Source organism: Aequorivita sp. 609 (assembly GCF_014212065.1).
GTDB lineage: Bacteria > Bacteroidota > Bacteroidia > Flavobacteriales > Flavobacteriaceae > Aequorivita > Aequorivita sinensis.
In genome coordinates, this window is record NZ_JACJVM010000005.1 from 86,627 (window position 1) to 106,622 (window position 19,996).

Annotated in this window: 20 protein-coding genes; 17 read left to right on the forward strand and 3 right to left on the reverse strand. The window is 33.6% G+C overall.

What is annotated here, in order from left to right:
- Positions 1-16: 16 nt before the first annotated feature.
- From H4O20_RS02870 to H4O20_RS02880, 3 genes are read right to left on the reverse strand one after another with little or no spacing between them, the layout of a single operon-like run.
- Positions 17-1,021 carry an ABC transporter ATP-binding protein gene (locus tag H4O20_RS02870; RefSeq protein WP_185098225.1) on the reverse strand — a complete coding sequence of 335 codons (1,005 nt, stop codon included), beginning with the start codon at positions 1,019-1,021 and terminating at the stop codon, positions 17-19.
- 2 nt (positions 1,022-1,023) lie between these two features.
- On the reverse strand, positions 1,024-2,688 hold the full coding sequence (locus H4O20_RS02875) for an iron ABC transporter permease (RefSeq protein ID WP_139855025.1): 1,665 nt from the start codon (positions 2,686-2,688) through the stop codon (positions 1,024-1,026).
- Positions 2,669-3,724 (reverse strand): Fe(3+) ABC transporter substrate-binding protein, encoded by a 1,056-nt coding sequence (locus tag H4O20_RS02880; protein WP_185098226.1) that lies wholly within the window; start codon positions 3,722-3,724, stop codon positions 2,669-2,671. The genes H4O20_RS02875 and H4O20_RS02880 overlap by 20 nt, the downstream gene beginning before the upstream one ends.
- Positions 3,725-4,057: 333 nt before the next feature.
- Between H4O20_RS02880 and H4O20_RS02885 the strand changes: the two genes are divergently transcribed.
- The 17 genes from H4O20_RS02885 to H4O20_RS02965 all read left to right on the forward strand — a co-directional run bounded on the left by H4O20_RS02885 (position 4,058) and on the right by H4O20_RS02965 (position 19,931).
- Positions 4,058-4,291: a hypothetical protein gene (locus H4O20_RS02885; protein ID WP_139854719.1), complete on the forward strand. Its 234-nt coding sequence runs from the start codon at positions 4,058-4,060 to the stop codon at positions 4,289-4,291.
- 389 nt (positions 4,292-4,680) lie between these two features.
- Positions 4,681-5,139 carry a hypothetical protein gene (locus H4O20_RS02890; RefSeq protein ID WP_139854718.1) on the forward strand — a complete coding sequence of 153 codons (459 nt, stop codon included), beginning with the start codon at positions 4,681-4,683 and terminating at the stop codon, positions 5,137-5,139.
- Positions 5,140-5,209: 70 nt separating this feature from the next.
- Positions 5,210-6,280, forward strand: coding sequence for a c-type cytochrome (locus H4O20_RS02895; protein ID WP_221442694.1), 1,071 nt, complete (start codon positions 5,210-5,212; stop codon positions 6,278-6,280).
- A 255-nt stretch (positions 6,281-6,535) separates the two neighbouring features.
- Entirely contained in the window at positions 6,536-6,727 is a 192-nt protein-coding gene (locus H4O20_RS02900; RefSeq protein WP_139854717.1) for a cold-shock protein, read from the forward strand.
- Positions 6,728-7,341: 614 nt separating this feature from the next.
- The gene (locus H4O20_RS02905; RefSeq protein ID WP_185098227.1) at positions 7,342-8,232 is read left to right on the forward strand and encodes a branched-chain amino acid transaminase; all 891 of its coding nucleotides are present in this window, start codon (positions 7,342-7,344) and stop codon (positions 8,230-8,232) included.
- The gene (gene ilvD, locus H4O20_RS02910; protein WP_185098228.1) at positions 8,232-9,905 is read left to right on the forward strand and encodes a dihydroxy-acid dehydratase; all 1,674 of its coding nucleotides are present in this window, start codon (positions 8,232-8,234) and stop codon (positions 9,903-9,905) included. Before H4O20_RS02905 ends, ilvD begins: the two co-directional genes overlap by 1 nt.
- Positions 9,906-9,925: 20 nt before the next feature.
- Positions 9,926-11,620, forward strand: a complete 1,695-nt coding sequence (gene ilvB, locus H4O20_RS02915; RefSeq protein ID WP_185098229.1) for a biosynthetic-type acetolactate synthase large subunit — start codon at positions 9,926-9,928, stop codon at positions 11,618-11,620.
- 6 nt (positions 11,621-11,626) lie between these two features.
- The gene (gene ilvN / locus H4O20_RS02920) at positions 11,627-12,160 is read left to right on the forward strand and encodes an acetolactate synthase small subunit (protein ID WP_139854713.1); all 534 of its coding nucleotides are present in this window, start codon (positions 11,627-11,629) and stop codon (positions 12,158-12,160) included.
- 78 nt (positions 12,161-12,238) lie between these two features.
- Positions 12,239-13,282: a ketol-acid reductoisomerase gene (ilvC, locus tag H4O20_RS02925; protein WP_185098230.1), complete on the forward strand. Its 1,044-nt coding sequence runs from the start codon at positions 12,239-12,241 to the stop codon at positions 13,280-13,282.
- Positions 13,282-14,526, forward strand: a complete 1,245-nt coding sequence (ilvA, locus tag H4O20_RS02930) for a threonine ammonia-lyase IlvA (protein WP_185098283.1) — start codon at positions 13,282-13,284, stop codon at positions 14,524-14,526. Before ilvC ends, ilvA begins: the two co-directional genes overlap by 1 nt.
- A gap of 141 nt (positions 14,527-14,667) precedes the next feature.
- A complete protein-coding gene (locus tag H4O20_RS02935) occupies positions 14,668-15,585 on the forward strand; it encodes a T9SS type A sorting domain-containing protein (RefSeq protein WP_139854710.1) in 918 nt (305 codons plus the stop codon).
- Between the two features lie 255 nt (positions 15,586-15,840).
- Positions 15,841-16,530 carry a class I SAM-dependent methyltransferase gene (locus H4O20_RS02940; protein ID WP_282032810.1) on the forward strand — a complete coding sequence of 230 codons (690 nt, stop codon included), beginning with the start codon at positions 15,841-15,843 and terminating at the stop codon, positions 16,528-16,530.
- Positions 16,531-16,649: 119 nt separating this feature from the next.
- A complete protein-coding gene (locus H4O20_RS02945) occupies positions 16,650-16,946 on the forward strand; it encodes a cupin domain-containing protein (RefSeq protein ID WP_185098231.1) in 297 nt (98 codons plus the stop codon).
- A 111-nt stretch (positions 16,947-17,057) separates the two neighbouring features.
- Positions 17,058-17,522, forward strand: a complete 465-nt coding sequence (locus H4O20_RS02950; protein WP_185098232.1) for a tRNA (cytidine(34)-2'-O)-methyltransferase — start codon at positions 17,058-17,060, stop codon at positions 17,520-17,522.
- A 198-nt stretch (positions 17,523-17,720) separates the two neighbouring features.
- Positions 17,721-18,350 (forward strand): protein-tyrosine-phosphatase, encoded by a 630-nt coding sequence (locus H4O20_RS02955; RefSeq protein ID WP_185098233.1) that lies wholly within the window; start codon positions 17,721-17,723, stop codon positions 18,348-18,350.
- A gap of 4 nt (positions 18,351-18,354) precedes the next feature.
- A complete protein-coding gene (gene arsB / locus H4O20_RS02960; protein ID WP_185098234.1) occupies positions 18,355-19,395 on the forward strand; it encodes an ACR3 family arsenite efflux transporter in 1,041 nt (346 codons plus the stop codon).
- 80 nt (positions 19,396-19,475) lie between these two features.
- Entirely contained in the window at positions 19,476-19,931 is a 456-nt protein-coding gene (locus H4O20_RS02965; RefSeq protein WP_185098235.1) for an N-acetyltransferase, read from the forward strand.
- Positions 19,932-19,996: the final 65 nt, after the last annotated feature.

A 19,996-nucleotide genomic window follows, 5' to 3' on the forward strand; every position in this document is an offset into this window, starting at 1 on the left:
TTGTAGAGCAAAATAATTACTCCTGCTCAAATTCTAAAATATCTTTAGAATTAAATCCTACATAAATAGTATCTGCAATATTTTTATCTTGTGTCATTACAGTTAATTGCTCCCCAGATTCAAGTTTTAAAACTAATTGTGTAGAATCACCTAATTGAATTTGTTTAATCACTTGGGCAGCTGTAATGTATTCACAATCGGCTTCAGCAGAGGAGGGGCTTACTATAATTTTCTCGTTGCGAATAGCGTGACAGCAATCTTGTTTTAAAGGACAGCGGAAAGCATTCTGTAAATTTTTATTGATATGTACAGTACTTCCAAATAATGAAGCTACGTATAAAGTATTTGGCTTGACATATAGATTTGCCGCTACATCCTTTTGAATTACTTTTCCTTTCTGAAGAATTAAAATTTCATCTGCAACTGAAAGGGCATCTTGGGTATCGTGGGTAACGAATAACACAGTAACTTCTGTTTTTTTAATAATTTCGAAAACCTCGTTTCTCAGTTGAGTACGCAACATGGTATCAAGATTACTAAAAGGCTCGTCTAATATTAATAACGAAGGCTCTGGCGCTAGTGCTCTTGCTAAAGCTACACGCTGCTGTTGTCCGCCAGATAATTGATGCGGGTAACGTTTCCCCATATCACTTAAACCGACCAAATCGAGCATCTCTTGTGCTTTCTTCTTTTTGTTTCTAACTTTGGAAATTCCATATAAAACATTTTCCAAAATTGTTAGGTGTGGAAAAAGCGCGTATTCTTGGAAAACCAATCCAATTTTTCTTTTTTCCGGCTGTATAAATTTATCTAGAGAAGCAATAATTTTATCATTCATCGCAATACTCCCGTGATCTGGTCTTTCAAGACCTGCAATTAAACGCACTAAGGTAGTTTTTCCACTACCGCTCTCTCCAACTATGGCACATACTTGTCCAGCTTTCAAATTGAAAGACACATTCTCAAGGGCGTAAGTTTTACCCTTGTCAAAGCTTTTGGAAAGAGAGTTTATTGTTAGCATGTTTATTTTTTAATCAATAATTTATTTAAAAATATCACAGGAATCATAGCTGTAAAGATAATGAAAAGAGAAGGGATAGAGGCCTCCATCACCATCTCATCACTAGCATATTCAAAAGCTTTTACGGCTAAAGTGTCTATATGATAAGGTTTTAGTATTAATGTTAAAGGTAACTCTTTCATTACATCTATAAAAACCAATATTACAGCGCTAAACACTCCCGTCTTTATCAAAGGAAAATCAATCTTAAAAAAGGTTCTTATGTTTCCAACTCCTAAAACTTTTGATGAATCTGGAATAGAATTATCAACCTTTAACGCTGTTGAATCTATAGGATTATAGGCAACGGCTAAAAAACGAACTGCATAAGCGTATAGTAATGCAAGCAATGTCCCGTTGATGATTAATCCAGTATCTATTCCGAATTTACCCAACATATTAATTAACCATTTGTCTAAAGCTAAAGTAGGAATCATTATTCCTATAGCAATTACCGCACCTGGAATAGCGTATCCTAAAACTCCAATTCTAGAAATATTTTTAATTGTACTAAGCGTACTCCATTTTGAAAAATAAATAAGAATTAGAGCAAATAAAACAGTTATTATAGCCGAGGCGATAGCAATAGCAAAGCTTTGAAGTGAAATCATAACGAATTCCATGTCAAATACTGTAGACGCTGTAATAACCGCCCAATATATCAATTGTGCTACAGGTAATATAAAACCTAAAAGGATAGGAAGAAATACAACTAAAAAAATCATCCACTGTACTGCACCTTTAGCTTCGTTTCGCTGAATTTGAGTGCTATTAGTTTTTGAAGAGGTAAATTTTATCTTTCTTACCTGCCATTTTTCAAAAAGGATTAATGCGAAAATAAAACAGATTAATAAAGCCGATAAATACACTGCTGTCTGTGGTTCTTCCAACGAAAACCAAGATCTAAATATACCAGTAGTAAAAGTATTTACACCATAGTATTTGGCTGCCCCATAATCATTGAGCACTTCCATTAATACCAAAACCAAACCAGCAACTATAGCAGGGCGGGCGAGGGGAAGCATTAATTTGAAAAATGTTTTACGCTCTCCAACCCCTAACATTTTAGAAGCTTCTAGCAGGTTGTTAGCTTGATTTAAGAAAAAAGCTCTTGCGCTTACGTAAACATACGGAAACAATGAAATACTTAATACAAATGCAAGCCCAGCTCTATTCATAATATCGATACGAATAAACTCCAAGCCAAGTTGGCGTAATAATAAGTCCAAACTTCCACCATAGTCGAAAATTCCAGCGTAAGCATAACCCACAATGTAGGAAGGAATAGCCAACGGTAGTATAAGTAGCCATTCCATTTGCTTTCGGAAAAGAAAATCGTAACGCGATACAAACCACGCAGACGACACTCCAAAAATCAAAACGAGAATACTACATATAAAAACGAGATACAAAGAGTTCCATATATAGTCGGGTAAAAGGTATTCTACTATATGTCCCCAAGTTTCTCCAGGACCAGAAAATAGCTCTACACCAATGAATATAATGGGTAAGGCTAAGAAAAAAACAATGGCCAGTGTAAATACTGACCATTTGTTTACATCTCTCTTTAGCCTTTTAATTCTCGTTTTTAAAGAGAAAGCTTCGTTATTATTTCCACCCTGCTGCATCAAAAATCAATACTGCTTTTTTGTTGTTTTCACCTAGTTTGTTTAGACTTAAACTATCTTCTTTAAAATCTCCCCAAGCCTTAATATCATTAACTGGCTCTACGCTTTCTAACACTGGATATTCATAATTTGCCTCAGTAAACACTTTTTGTGCTTCCTGGCTAATTAAAAACTCGATAAACTTAATTGCATTTTCTTTATTTGGGGCATATTTAGCAACTCCAGCTCCGCTTACGTTTACATGAGTTCCTCTATCACCTTGATTTGGAAAAAACAAACCAATTTGTTGAGCTGTTTTTACTTCTTCTGCATCAGGAGAGTTTAGCATTTTACCAATATAATATGAGTTTACTATAGCTAAATCACCTTCACCAGCCACCACAGCTTTTACTTGATCTCTATCTGATCCTTTTGGAGAACGCGCCATATTTGCAACAATTCCTTCTGCCCAAGTTTGTGCAGCTTCTTCACCGTTATTAGCAATTATAGATGCCAATAAAGACTGGTTGTAAATGTTAGATGAAGATCTAACCAATATTTTTCCTTTCCATTTTTCATTTACTAAATCTTCGTAAGTAGAAAGATCTTCTGGTTTCACTCTATCTTTGGCGTAAGCAATAATTCTAGCTCTTTTCGTTAACCCGAACCATTGATTATCGACATCTTGTAAATGCGCTGGTATTGTATTTTCTAGTATATCAGAATTAATACTCTGAAGCAAACCTTCCCCTTTAGCACGACTTAATCTCCCTGCATCCACAGTTATTAATACATCAGCAGGAGATTGTTTTCCTTCCATCTTCATTTTCTGAATTAACTCATCTGCACTTGCATTAATCACCTTTACCTTAATGCCCGTTTTTTCTTCAAACATTTTGAAGATATCTTGGTCCGGCTCATAATGACGGTGAGTGTAAATATTTACAACTTGATCTTTTGATGATTCTTTTGTTGCAGAATTTTCATTCTTTTTGTTGTCGTTTCCACAGGCAACTAGCAAAGAAATAGTTGCTACTGCTAAAAGTAATTTTTTCATAGAATTTTTTTTCGAAGTGCAAATATAATAATTTAGAACCGATATAAATAGAACAGAGTACATCATTGTTCATTATAATCTCTACTTGTTGATAATGAGTGCGAAGTGAGGGTGTTTCTTAATCTATTAATTCAATATAAGGTAAATTAAGTGTTTATTGAATTCTTTTTATAACAATGAAAACCTCAGGATTTTCTTAAAAAATAAATTAGAAATCTAAAAAATTAAAATGCTATATTTAGAAAGTAATATTAAATAAATTCACACATATTGCCAGTAAAAATCCTTAAAACCCTCTTTCACCTACTTACATTATTTGTATTAATAATCACTTTGAATTTACTTTTAGATTTTAGACTTCGTGGTAATCATTTTTTAACTGATACTTATAGAGAAATCAACTTACTAACAACATTTATAACCATCTCATTTATGACGGGAATTACAAGTGTAATTTTACTTGTTTTAAAATGGATTAAGGATGATAAATTGGAACTTTATTTGATTTCATTTTTGATAACAAATATTATTTTAATACTAGGAATAACCCTATTGATTTTTATGTAGTTATAACTATTTTGATATTAATTAATAGCTTTTAGAATTTTATATTTATACATCCTTCTTTAGGTGAATAAATACTTAAATGAATCGTTAGTTTAATAGGATTATCGGTAAGGTTATCCAACCATTCATTGCAAGTATAAACCCCAATCTTAATTATTTGTCACATTACTAATCCACAATTTATTTAAAAGTTTTATTCAACTTAACTGTAAAAACTGTCATCAAGATTGCATATTTTTTGGAATAGTGAGTTAGTTAATTCTTTTGTTAAAACTTTTTAAAAGAATCACTTTGATAGTTTAATTCCTTGTAAATTAGTTCGAAATCAATAAAGGTTTCTTTTGATATAAGGTTTAATCTTTTTTGACAAATCAATCATATATGAAGTAATGAAGGCGAAAATAATAGTTTTATCATTTCTGCTACTAACTCTAATAGCTTGTAATAATTATAGAAGCTCTGATTCGATTTTACAAAATCGAATTGACAGTTTACAGATTCAAAATGACTCATTAACAGAAGTTCTTACAGCAAAAATAGCTGTTACTGAAAATACTGATTCTCCACAGTGGTATTATCCAGAAACGGATTCGAGAAAACTTTTAGAACTAGGGGTAGAGGATCCTGGAAAACATATTAAACAGGCGCTTAGAGAAAATAAAGATCTAATTCCAATGGATGCAGTATTAGGAGGGACTATGCACTATAATAACATCCAACTCTTAGGGGACAAATGGATAATTGCAGATTTTGAAGATGGTCACGTGTACGGAAAGGCTATTTTTGAATACACCTTGTTAGAAGATGATAAATTAAACTTTAAGATAATAGCTCTAAGCGAGAATTAATCTCAATTCATTTTAAAATTAAGTAAAACATTACCATAGCAGATTATCACTAAACTCTAAATCTAACCTTTTGAAAAAAACGACTAATTATATTAAACATAAATTAAAAAGGAAAGAAATTAAGCGACAGATAGGCAAGCTCTCTAAATCTCTTTTATTCTTTATCGTATCTATTTTATTAGTATTTACAGGAATATTAGTATACGTTAATAAACCAGAGGTTTTCTCAATTTTAACTGATGAAGAATCAAAATGGCAACCTAAGGATGTAGAAAAGGAGATGGCACTTGGATTTATTTCTAAAGAAATACAATATGGATATCAACTCTTATCAGAAACTCAAAAGTATTTAGGACCGCAAGCTGAAGATATTGCGATGAGAATTTCAGGTAATAATCTTTCTTGTACAAGTTGTCACTTACAATCGGGGAACCAAGCTGGATCTGCATCATGGGCTGGAGTTACTAGTCGTTACCCCACTTTTCGTGGTCGGTCTAACGCGGTTGGAACTATTGAAGATAGAATTAATGGATGCTTCGAGCGTAGTATGAATGGTAAAAAGTTAGATAAAGAAACACGAGAAATGAAAGCAATGGTTGCCTATATGGATTGGCTTGGAGAGGGAATGCCTAAAGATATAATGGATGATTACAAAGGTTATACTACAATTGAAATTCCAAATGAAGCCGTTGACTTAGAATACGGAAAGGAAATTTACAATAAGCAATGCATGGTTTGTCATCAAGAGGATGGGCAAGGAGTGAAAAAAGCTGATTTTAGTTTGGGTTATGAATTCCCTCCATTGTGGGGTGATGATAGTTATAACGATGGAGCAGGAATGCATCGTGTATTAACCGCGGCAGGTTTTATAAAGGCCAATATGCCTTTTGAAGAAGCTTCAAGAGATAATCCAAAACTAAGTGATAAAGAAGCTTATCATGTTGCTGGGTACATAAATAGTAAGCCCCGACCAGCTAAGAGTAATAAAGAAAATGATTTCCCTGATGTAAAGCTAAAACCAGTATCTACACCTTATGGACCATGGGCCGATGATTTTTCTCCAGAGCAACATAAATTTGGACCTTTTCCTCCAATTTTAGCATATTATAAAGAGAAATATAATTTAACTAAATCAAAATAAATAAATATAATTGATAAATAATTAGGTGAGTGTGGAAAAGGGATGTATATTTGCAGCTCAATAAAACACCTACATAGTTTTAGTATTTAGTGCAATTAGTATATTTCGAGTTTTTACTCTTCTTTCCAATTAAATTTTTACAATTACTTTTTAATAGTGTTTACTTATCCAAAGTGCAGAGTGCATTTTAGTTAACGCAAGTTTTATACAGGATGTTTATTGTAAAAATTAATAACAATTTAAAATTAAATTAAAATGCAAGAAGGTACAGTAAAATTTTTCGACGAGATTAAAGGATTCGGATTTATTACATTAGAATCAGGTGAAGAAATTTTCGTTCACAATTCAGGTTTAACTCACGAAATTAGAGAAAACGATAAAGTTTCTTTTGATACACAAGAAGGAAGAAAAGGTTTAAACGCTATTAACGTAGAAGTTTTAGACTAAATTTTATATACTGTCTTAACAGATAGAATAGTAAAAGTACAAAAGGAGATCATTTATATGGTCTCCTTTTTTTGTTTGAAACATTTTTAAATACTTGTCTTTTAAGGTTCAAAAAATGTTTTTTAAAAAAATAAATTTTGAGAACTAAAATATTTATCTACATTTGTCACGCAATTAAAAGAAACTATGAACAATCTAAATATTATTTCTTCTATTATTATTGTAAATGTGATTATCACATCTGCAATGGGAAGGTTATAGTATATACTCAATATATTTAAAAAGCCTCCCGAGAAATCAGGAGGCTTTTTTTATTACTAAGATTACTAAATGACAACAAATACAAACATTATTATTATCAGCATTATTATTCGCTCCTTCGAGTGAGTCAGGCTGGTATATCCAATTTTAAGCCTTTCTCATTCGGTTGAGAAAGGCTTTTTTAATTTAACACAAATTCGAATCATGAAAAAATACACTAACATTATTATTATCAGCATTATTATTCGCTCCCTTGAGTGAGTCTGGCTGGTATATCCAATTTTAAGCCTTTCTCATTCACTTTGAGAAAGGCTTTTTTTTTCTCCAAAAATTAAAAACATAAATCATATAAAATGTATTACAACGAAAACACAGTTATTTATCTCGATGGACAATTCGCAAGAGCCAATGAAGCTTCAACCGACTTATACAGTCAAACAATGCACTATGGTTATGGTGTTTTTGAAGGTATTCGTGCATATGCCACAACAGATGGCACAAGTATTTTCAAAGCAAAAGAGCATTATGACCGATTAAAAAATTCAGCAGAACTAATCAATATTCCTTTTAATTATGAAGTTCAAGATTTAATAGATGCCACTTATGAATTATTAGAAAAAAATAATTTAACTGATGCTTATGTTCGACCATTAGTTTTTTGTGATCCAAATATGTCACTCTCTAGACCTAATAAAGTTTCAGTTGTGATCTGCGCTTGGGAGTGGGGAGCTTATTTAGGAGATAAACAATTGCGTTTAACAGTATCTTCTTACTGTCGTCCGCATCCACGATCTATAAAAATTGATGCTAAAGTTTGCGGACATTACGTAAACTCAATTCTTGCAACCAACGAAGCAAAAGACAAAGGTTTTGATGAGGCATTATTATTAGATAGCGATGGTTACTTAGCTGAAGGACCAGGAGCAAATTTATTCTTCGAAAAAGATGGTGTGTTATACACCCCTCAATTAGGAAATATTCTTCCAGGAATTACACGTGCAACCGTATTGGAATTAGCAGAAAAACTAGGAATGGAAGTAAAATTAGGCCTCTATACTCCTGAAGTATTAGCTGAAGCAGATAGTGCTTTTTATTGTGGAACAGCAGCTGAAGTAATTGGAATTGCTTCGGTTGATGAGAGAGAATTTCCACTGAATTGGAATGATTCACTAGGCAAAAAAATACAAGAAGCCTATTCAAAATTGGTAAGGAAATCTCATAAAACTTTAAGTTTAGTTTACTAATGAAAACACTTAACAAATACAGCAAAACCATAACGCAAGACGAGTCGCAACCTGCTGCACAAGCGATGCTCTACGGTATCGGACTTACTGAGGAAGATATGCAAAAAGCTCAAGTAGGGATTGTAAGTACTGGTTATGAGGGTAATACTTGCAATATGCATCTAAACGATCTTGCAAAAGCCGTGAAATTTGGAGTTAAAGCAGAGAATTTAGTCGGTTTGATTTTCAATACTATTGGCGTAAGTGATGGAATTTCAAACGGGACAGACGGAATGCGATTCTCTTTGGTTTCACGAGATGTTATAGCAGATTCAATAGAAACTGTGGTGAGTGCACAATGGTACGACGCAGTCTTAGCTGTTGTAGGTTGTGATAAAAATATGCCAGGTTCTGTTATGGCAATGGGAAGGTTGAATCGTCCATCTATAATGATTTATGGCGGAAGTATTCATTCAGGGAAATGGAAGGGCGAATCTTTAAATATAGTTTCAGCATTTGAAGCATTAGGAAAGAAATTCAATAACACCATAACGCCAGAAGATTTTAAAGGTGTAATACAAAATGCTTGTCCAGGAGCTGGTGCATGTGGCGGGATGTACACTGCCAATACTATGGCTTCGGCTATCGAAGCTTTGGGAATGAGTTTGCCCTATAGTTCATCAAACCCTGCTTTAAGTGTAGAAAAAAACCAAGAGTGCTTAGACGCGGGAAAAGCAATTAGAATTTTACTAGAAAAGGACATCAAACCAAAGGACATAATGACCAAAAATGCATTCGAAAATGCAATAACAATGGTTACTGTGCTCGGCGGATCTACCAATGCAGTTCTTCATTTGGTAGCTATGGCACATTCAGTAGATATCGAACTAACCTTAACTGATTTTCAGAGAATAAGTGATAAAGTTCCAGTTTTAGCCGATTTAAAACCAAGTGGGAAATATTTAATGGAGGATTTACACGCTGTAGGTGGTGTACCAGCAGTAATGAAGTACTTACTTAGCAATAATTTACTACACGGCGATTGCTTGACGGTTACAGGAAAAACAGTTGCTGAAAACTTAGCAGATGTCTCAAATTTAACTGTAGGTCAGGATGTTTTTCATTCCTTAAATAATCCATTAAAACCTACGGGGCACTTACAAATTCTTTTCGGAAATCTCGCTTCAAAAGGATCAGTGGCAAAAATCAGCGGGAATGAAGGGAGTTATTTTGAAGGTACAGCCAAAGTTTATGACGATGAATATGCAGCTATTACAGGTATAAAAACGCGAGAAGTAAAAACTGGCAATGTAGTAGTAATCCGTTTTTGCGGACCAAAAGGTGGTCCTGGTATGCCAGAGATGTTAAAACCAACTTCCGCTATTATGGGTGCAGGATTAGGAAAAGATGTGGCATTAATTACCGATGGAAGATTTTCAGGGGGCACACATGGATTTGTAGTTGGCCATATAACCCCTGAAGCCTATGACGGAGGAACTATTGCTTTGGTAAAGGATGGAGACTCTATCACTATTGATACAAAAAATAATACACTTCATTTAAAAGTAAGTGAAGAGGAGTTATCCAAACGAAAGGAAGAATGGAAACGTCCAAACCTCAAAGCAACTAAAGGAGTTTTATACAAATATGCCAAATGTGTTTCATGTGCTTCAACAGGATGTGTAACGGATTAATAATTACTTAAAAAAGGAAAATGAACTTAACAAAATTAACAGGTGCGCAGGCTGTAGTAGAATCGTTATTAGTCGAGCAAGTTGATACAATTTTCGGTTATCCAGGAGGAGCCATAATGCCGATATATGATGCTTTGTATGATTATGAAAGTACAGTGAATCATATTTTAGTGCGTCACGAACAAGGCGCGATTCACGCAGCACAAGGATACGCGAGAACTTCAGGGAAAACAGGTGTGGTTTTCGCAACTTCTGGACCTGGAGCTACCAATTTAATCACAGGTTTAGCCGATGCAATGATAGACTCAACTCCTTTGGTTTGTATTACAGGACAAGTGGCTTCACATCTTTTGGGAACGGATGCTTTTCAAGAAACTGATGTAGTGGGTATTTCTATGCCAATAACCAAATGGAATTGCCAAGTAACTAAAGCCGAAGACATTCCTGAGGCAATTGCCAAAGCATTTTATATCGCTCAATCTGGCCGTCCTGGTCCTGTATTAATAGATATAACCAAGGATGCACAGTTTAGCGAAACAGACTTCGATTATAAAAAATGCACAAACATCCGTAGTTATTATCCAAGACCTAAGTTAAATAAGTCCGTTGTTGAAGAAGCCGCGAAATTAATAAATGAAGCCAAAAAACCTTATTTACTTATTGGTCAAGGTATAATGCTTTCTAATGCAGAAGAAGAGTTGCTGGAGTTTGCTGAAAAGTCTGGAATTCCAGTGGCATCAACACTTTTGGGGCTAGGAGCATTTCCTAATAACCACCCGCAATACGTCGGATTTTTAGGAATGCACGGAGATTACGCTCCTAATATTAAAACAAATGAATGCGATGTGCTAGTTGCTATCGGAATGCGTTTCGACGACAGAGTTACTGGTGATGTTTCAAGGTATGCCAATCAAGCAAAAGTGGTTCATGTAGACATCGATGCTGCCGAATTGAATAAAATAATTAAAGCGGATGTGGCTGTACATTCCGATGCAAAAGAAGCCTTAAGAATTTTAATTGATTTAGTTGACGCAAAGCAACATACCTCTTGGTTACAAGAGTTTAGAGATGCTAAAAAAATAGAAGTTGAAACTCTTCAGGAAAGTGCAAAAGAAGATTATTCAGAAGAATTGAAAATGGATGAAGTAGTTAAAATGCTTTCTCAACTTACCAACGGAGAAGCAGTAGTAGTTACCGATGTCGGGCAACATCAAATGATGACCGCTAGGTATTATCAATACAACAAAACTAAAAGCAACGTAACATCTGGTGGATTAGGGACTATGGGCTTTGCACTTCCTGCGGCTATAGGAGCAAAATTCGGGGCACCGGATAAACCTGTGGTAGCGATAATCGGGGATGGTGGCTTTCAAATGACGTTGCAAGAATTAGGTACCATTATGCAAAGTGATGTCAATCTAAAAGTCATCATTTTAAACAATCGTTTCTTAGGAATGGTGCGTCAATGGCAACAGATGTTTTTTGAAAAACGCTATTCATTCACAAATATGGTAAGTCCGGACTTTGTAGCACTTTCTCAGGCTTATAGTATTGAAGCGAGTAAAGTTGAAGCCCGAGAGGATTTAAAAAATGGATTATTAAAAATGCTGAATCACAACGGATCTTACCTATTGGAAGTAATGGTGGCAAAGGAAGAAAATGTCTTCCCAATGATGACCACTGGTGCCTCAGTTTCAGAAGTGCGATTAAACTAAAAAGAAATGAAAAAAACATATACAGTATCAGTATTTACAGAGAATAGTATCGGGATGATGAATCGCGTCACGATAATCTTTACGCGTAGACATTTAAACATCGATAGTATTACAGCTTCAGAATCGGAAGTGAAAGGAGTGTTTAGATATACCATAGTTTTAAGAACAACTAGAGAGCAGGTCGATAAAGTTGTCGGGCAGCTGGAAAAATTAATCGATGTGTTTAAAGCCTTTGTACACGAAGATTCGGAAGTAGTACATCAAGAAATTGCCTTGTACAAAATTAAAACAGCAAGCTTAACCAATGGTGATGTTGAAAAAGTAATCCGAGAACATCATGCTAGAATACTAACCGTTGATCCACAATTTATGGTTATTGAAAAAACTGGGCACGTAGCAGAAACTCAATTGTTATTCGAAAACTTGAAACCTTATGGAGTACTTGAGTTTGCACGCTCTGGAAGAGTGGCGGTTACTAAACCGATGAAAGAGTTTAGTACATATCTAAAAGAACTAGAAGAATCAAATCACAAATTATAAACAGATTAATAGATGTCTGGTCGAGCCTTTAAACTTGGCTCGAGGAGACATAAATAACGAATAACAAATACAGAAAAAATGGCAATAATAAATTTTGGAGGAGTACTAGAAAACGTAGTAAAAAGGGATGAGTTTCCACTTAATAAAGCACAAGAAGTATTAAAAAATGAAACGGTAGCGGTAATTGGTTATGGAGTACAAGGTCCAGGACAAGCCCTAAATTTAAAAGACAATGGCGTAAATGTAATTGTAGGACAACGTAAAGGTACTGGAAGTTGGAAAAAAGCATTAGCAGATGGCTGGGAAGAAGGAAAAACATTATTTGAAGTAGAAGAAGCTTGTGAGAAAGCTACAATAGTAATGAATTTACTTTCCGATGCTGGACAAATCCAGGCCTGGGATGGGATAAAAAAACACTTAACTAAAGGAAAAGCGTTATATTTTTCTCACGGATTTGGTGTAACATTTCACGAGAAAACAGGCATAGTACCACCGAAAGATGTGGATGTAGTTTTAGTCGCACCAAAAGGTTCTGGAACCTCACTTAGAAGTTTGTTTTTAAACGGGCAGGGCTTAAACTCTAGTTATGCGGTATTTCAAGATGCAACAGGAAACGCGAAAGAGCGAGTTTTAGCTTTAGGAATTGCAATTGGTTCTGGGTATTTATTTGAAACAACTTTTCAGAAAGAAGTTTATAGCGACCTAACTGGAGAGCGCGGAGTTCTAATGGGAGCTGTTGCTGGAATTTTTGAGGCACAATATACTGTTCTTCGCCAGCGCGGACATTCCCCTAGTGAAGCATTTAATGAAACAGTAGAAGAATTCACTCAAAGTTTAATGCCCCTAATAGCTGATAACGGAATGGATTGGATGTTCGCAAATTGTTCAACCACGGCACAACGTGGTGCGTTGGATTGGAAAGGAAAGTTTCGCAAAGCCACTGAACCAGTTTTAAATGAATTGTATGACAGTGTTGTTTCAGGAAAAGAAGCTGAGATAGTTATTGAAGCCAATAGCAAACCTGATTATCGCACAAAATTGGAAGAAGAATTAAACGTGATGAAAAACAGCGAATTGTGGCAAACCGGATTAGAAGTAAGAAAATTAAGACCAAAACAATAATGGAGCTATTAGAAAAAATATACGAAGCTAGAGAACGTATAAAAAACATTGCGGTTCACACCCCATTAATGAAAAATGAAAACTTGAGCGAGGAATTTTCCGCTCAGGTTTTCTTAAAACGAGAAGATTTGCAACCTATACGCTCGTATAAATTAAGAGGAGCATACAACAAAATAGTTTCGTTAACCAAAAATGAAAAACCAAAAGGAGTAGTTTGTGCAAGTGCTGGAAACCACGCACAGGGAGTTGCTTATGCTTGTAATAAACTAAATATAAGCGCGACGATTTTTATGCCCGTAACAACACCACTTCAAAAAACTAAACAAGTAAAACTCTTTGGAAAAGATAAAGTTACCATAGTATTAAAGGGTGACACTTTTGATGAATCATTTGAGGAAGCTAGTCGTTTTTGTGATAAAAATGATGCGATTTTTATTCATCCATTCGATGATGAAAAAGTAATGGCAGGGCAGGGGACTATTGGTTTAGAATTATTGGATGATTCAGAAAATGCTATAGATTATTTATTTCTACCAATTGGTGGAGGAGGACTAGCTGCTGGTGTAAGCACAGTTTTTAAAAAGTTGAGTCCGCAAACAAAAATTATTGGAGTAGAACCTGCCGGTGCTCCTTCTATGAAAAATTCTATTGAAAAAAACACGAATACAACCCTAGAGGAAATAGATAAATTTGTTGATGGGGCTTCGGTTAAACGGGTAGGCGATAAAACTTTTAAAGTTTGTAAGAACAGATTAGACGATATTATTCTTGTTCCTGAAGGGAAAATTTGCACAACTATACTACGGCTGTACAATGAAGAGGCAATAATCGTAGAACCTGCTGGTGCATTAACTATTTCTGCTCTTGATTTTTATAAAGATAAAATTAAAGGGAAAAATGTGGTTTGTGTGATAAGCGGTAGCAATAACGACATTACAAGAACCGAAGAAATAAAGGAACGTTCACTTCTATATGAAGGCTTAAAGCATTACTTTTTATTACAGTTTCCACAACGTCCAGGAGCTTTAAGAGAATTTATGAATCAAATTTTAGGCCCTAATGATGATATAGCCTATTTTCAATATTCCAAAAAAAACAACAAGGAAATTGGACCAGTGGTAGTAGGAATTGAATTGCAAAATAAGAAAGACTTATTACACATTGAAGAAAAACTAAATTCCAAAAAATATACCTATCAATATTTAAATGGAAATAAAGACTTATTTACACATCTTATCATCTAAATCATACCCTTAATTTAGAATTCTAAAACTTTAATAATACAAACTTATTTGAATACTGTTAAAAGTTGAAATAACCCTTATAACAATTATAAGAGCAAATTGAAAAATATTAAGTTTGTTAGCCAAATCAAAAAAAATATCATGAAAAAATTTTACACTTTATTAGTATTAGTATCTATTCTCAACGTCTCTCTAGTTAATGCTCAAGAATACTTTTCCTTCGAGGCTGAAGAGGGGTATACTTTAGGTAATATTGACGGACAGCAAGGATGGACAACAACAGGACTTGGAAATGGTGAAAGAACCGAACTACAGATAATTACAGATGAATTGGCCAAAATTGGAGAAAGATCTTTAAAGATTAATCACGATCCACAAGCATCTTCGCAACCATTACCCATTATGGGAGCTTTTCACTCTTTAGATACACCTTTAGACAGAACAAATTTTTCTATGAGTTATAGCATAAATGTTGCGAATCCACCAGGAGCTAACTCGTCTATTTTTGCATTAGAATGTGGTAGCATTGTGGACGAAAAATTAGTTTTAGAAATTTATTTCTCTTACGACGGAAGAATCCTAATACTAGAGAATGCAGGAGATGAATTCATCGTTACAGAAATTGGAAACTGGCAGGAGGATACTTGGTATGATATTGCAATTTCTGGAGAGGGGGAAGTAGTATCTTACTACTTGAATGGAGAGCTTAAACACGAAGGTGCATTATTGTACAACATTGATGATTTAAGATTTGCACACGACAATTTTTCGGGTAGTGCATTTTTCGACGATATTTCAATAAATTATGCTCCTCTTGGCGTACAAGATGTGAGTGCTACTTCATGGAACATTTATCCTAATCCAGTAGAAAGTGTTTTAAACTTGAGTGGATTAGAGGAAGCAAATAGCCTTACAATTTTTGATATTTCAGGAAAAAAACTAGAGCAATTCAATGAATTCACAAACCAAATTGATTTAAGTCATTTACAAAATGGAATTTATTTATTGCAGTTAGACACTCAGAATGGTCCTGTAACAAAAAAGTTTATTAAAAAATAATTACTCTGATTAAATTTTAAATAGTGAGACTTTATAAGTATCGACTTTAATTTCAGAATTAGGACCGCTATAAGCGCCATCAATAAAATTAAATGCAATGTAAGTTAACATTGATAATTTTGTTGATGGCGTTTCTTTTTATCGTGTAGGCTAAATTCTTTTAAGTTTTTATATAGAAACTATAACCTGTTTATAAATCAATTTTTATAGATTAAATTGGAGTTTTAAAAAGTAATATGCTGAATTAACTTATCTATTTTGAAGAAGGAAAATAAGAAAATAAAAAAGCCATGGCCCACCAAAGCAGCGATGACTCAGGTATATGAAAAGAAGCTTTGGGGAAATAATAACACTGATTTTTATTCAGGAGAAGGTTCACATCACCCAGATTTAGTAAATCCATATATTGATGTGGTAACTTCTTTTCTAAATTCTTTTGAAGAACCTATCACAGTTTGTGATTTAGGTTGCGGTGATTTTAATATAGGAAAAGAATTATTTAAAAAAACTGAAAAATATATAGGAGTAGATATTGTTGAAGCGTTAATTCAACGTAACAAATCACTTTTTAAAGCAGAAAACTTAGAATTTTATTGCTTAGATGTTGCTGTTGATAACTTACCCTTAGCTGATTGTGTGTTGCTTAGGCAAGTACTTCAGCATTTATCGAATTCCGAAGTACAACAAATAGTAAGTAAGCTAGGCGTTTATAAATATGTTGTTTTAACAGAACATCTACCCGAGGGAGAATTCATTCCTAATAAAGATATAATATCAGGACAAGGAATTAGGCTGAAAAAACAGAGTGGAATTAATTTGTTGCTGCCTCCATTTAACATGAAAGTAATTGATGAAAAACAATTGTTAGCTATTCAATTAAAAGACCGTCCAGGGGTTATAGTTACAACACTTTATAAATTATTTTTTTTAGGTTGTAACAATTGATACTTGCGTTTACCATTTTATTTAGTTGTTACAGAGTACTTTTCAGATATAAATTTTGAGTGAAGCAGTTTCAATTATTTATCTTTATGGAATATTATTTATATAAAAATCAATAGGTTATGTCCAATGTAAGTAATCCATTAGTAAAGTTAATTGAAGAAGGTGAAAAATTTATAATAAAGCAGATGTCTGCAAAGGGTGGGCAACTATTACCTAAACATCAAGCAACAGACGAATCGGTTGTGGTGGTAAGAAAAGGGGAGTGCATCATAAATTTTTCAGAAAAGGAATATTATTTAAAACAAGGTGATTGTTTAATCATACCGCAAAACGTATTGCATCAAATTAAAGTTATTCACGACTTTCAAGCACTTCATATTATGCCTAAAAATATTCAATTTGAATTCACAAAATAAACTTCTTCCCATGCAGTTTTGTCAAGGCTAGTAAAAATAGTTTCTTCAAATAATTATAAATCATCTAGTAAACCTATTTTTACACTTTAATTATCTAAAGTAATTTTAAGAATGGGATTTAACATTGTTTTATTTGAACCTGAAATACCTACAAATACTGGTAATATTGGACGATTGAGCTTGGGTTCTGGGTCGAATTTACATTTAGTAAAACCATTTGGATTTGAAATAGATGATAAGCGTTTAAAAAGAGCTGGACTTGATTATTGGAAGAATATCACCGTTCATATTTATGAAAGTATCGATGAATTTTATTCGAAAAATAAGGGTAAAAACTTTGTTTATTTTTCAAGTCACGGTACAAAAGACTACTGCGAGATAGATTTTAAAGATGATATGTTCTTGATTTTTGGAAAAGAATCAACAGGTTTACCTGAAAGAGTTATTTCAGAAAATCAGGATTTACTTTATAATATACCAATTTACAGCCCACATATTCGAAGTTTAAATCTTGCTAATGCAGTGGGAATAGTCGTTTATGAGGGCATAAGAAATCTTAAAGCCAAAAATATATAGCGCTAAAACTTAAGAAGGAATCTTTCTTCAACCTCATTCAGGCCACATTACATTCAAATAAAATTTATTAAATTTTAAAAATTTCTTTTCTCACTTATTTATTAATCGTAATATTGCGATATATAAATAAAAAAGAAAACGAAATATTTTTTAAGTATTTTATTTCGAGTTTTTTTACCTATAAGCTAACCTTAGAAAATGAATAATAAAATAGTGTTGTTTTCAGAAATTGAAAAAACAATTAGTTCTTTAAATACAGCTAGTATCAGTAAAGAGCGACAAACAAGTTTACAACCTTTAGTTGATTATATTCAATTAAAAGTTTTAAATAATGAAAGTATCCGTCTTAATTTTATCTGCACCCATAACTCACGCAGAAGTCATTTTGCTCAAATTTGGGCGCAAGCAATTGCTTGTTATTTTAACATAAATAAATTCTTCAGTTACTCAGCGGGAACAGAAGCCACAGCACTTTTTCCTAAGGTAGTAGAAACATTAAAAATTTCAGGTTTTCAAATTCGTGTAATATCAGAAGGGGAGAATCCTATTTATAGTATTAAATACGGAGAGAATCCTCATCCAATTATTGGTTTTTCGAAAACATTGGAAGATGATTTCAATCCGAAATCTAAATTTGCAGCAATTATGACTTGCGACTCAGCTAACGAAGCTTGTCCATTTGTTTCAGGTGCAGAAATTCGAATCCCAATTACTTTTGAGGACCCTAAAGCGTATGATAACACCCCACTAGCAACTGAGAAATACAGAGAAAGGAGTTTGCAAATTGCAACTGAATTATTCTACATTTTCACTCAAATAAAATTATAAAGGAATGGCATCAAAAAAAATGAGTTTTTTAGACAGAAACCTAACTTTGTGGATATTCGTAGCTATGGCATTTGGTGTTGGATTGGGTTACTTCTTCCCATCATTTCCAGATATTATTAATTCATTGAGTAGCGGAACTACAAACATTCCTATTGCCATAGGTTTAATATTAATGATGTATCCACCTTTAGCAAAAGTGAACTACGCATTGCTTCCAAAGGTATTTAAGGACACTAAAATTCTGTCTATATCTTTATTTCTGAATTGGATTATCGCTCCCGTTCTGATGTTCATTCTTGCCATTACTTTTTTAAGAGATTATCCCGAATATATGGTAGGAGTCATTTTGATTGGTTTGGCTCGCTGTATTGCAATGGTTTTAGTTTGGAATAATCTTGCAGAAGGTAGTAGTGAATATGGAGCAGGATTAGTCGCTTTAAACAGTATTTTTCAAGTGTTTGCTTATAGTTTTTACGCCTGGATATTTATAACCATTCTACCACCTTATTTTGGATTTGAGGGCGCAATAGTAGATATATCAATAGCTACAATAGCTGAAAGTGTAGCAATTTATCTCGGGATTCCATTTGTTTTAGGGATTTTAAGCCGACTTATCTTGGTAAAAGCAAAAAGTGAAGAATGGTATTCAAAGAAATATATACCCGCAATTTCACCAATAACACTAATTGCTTTATTATTTACAATTGTAGTGATGTTCTCATTGAAAGGTGAATTAATTGTAGAAATACCGATGGATGTACTTATAATAGCTGTTCCCTTATTATTGTATTTTTCCTTGATGTTTATTATTTCTTTCTTCTTTACACGAGCATTAGGAGCAAGTTATGACAAGACTGCTTCAGTAGCTTTTACTGCAGCTGGAAATAATTTTGAATTGGCTATTGCAGTTGCCATAGCGGTTTTCGGTTTGAATTCAGGACAAGCCTTTGCAGGGGTTATTGGGCCCTTAGTGGAAGTTCCTGTATTAATATTATTAGTTCGTGTTTCATTCTGGTTACGCGATAAGTATTTTAAGAAGGATTGAGAGTAGATTCTGAAGTCTCTTTTACAGTATATTTCAAAAAATAGAATCATTTAGGTGTTTGAATTTAACTAACTTTATAAATGATAAAGAGATTAAATAACAATAATTTAGAGGTAGCTGGTCTAATTCAAAATATTCTTCACCACTCTTATGTCGTTGAGGCTGAACTTTTAAAAGTAGATGATTTTCCTCCTTTAAAAAGAACTTTAGGAAGTTATCAAAATAGTGAGAATTTATTTTTCGGGTACTTTAAAAATGAAAAGTTAGCTGGCGTTATTGAATTAGAACTTTTAGAAAACTTTATTGACATCAATAGCTTAGTGGTTCATCCAAATTTTTTTAGACTAGGGATTGCTGGAGCGTTATTGGATTTTGTACTTGACAATTATAAATTCTATTCTTTTAAAGTAGAAACAGCGGCTAAAAACATTCCTGCAGTAGAACTCTATTATAAATTCGAGTTTAAAGCAATTAAGTATTTCGAGACTGATTGTGGAATAAAGAAAGTTGCGTTTGAAAGGTTCTCTATAAAATAGAGTAATTCACTATTAAACTGTTAACTTACTGCAAGAATTACCGCTTACCAAGAAAACCCTAAGTA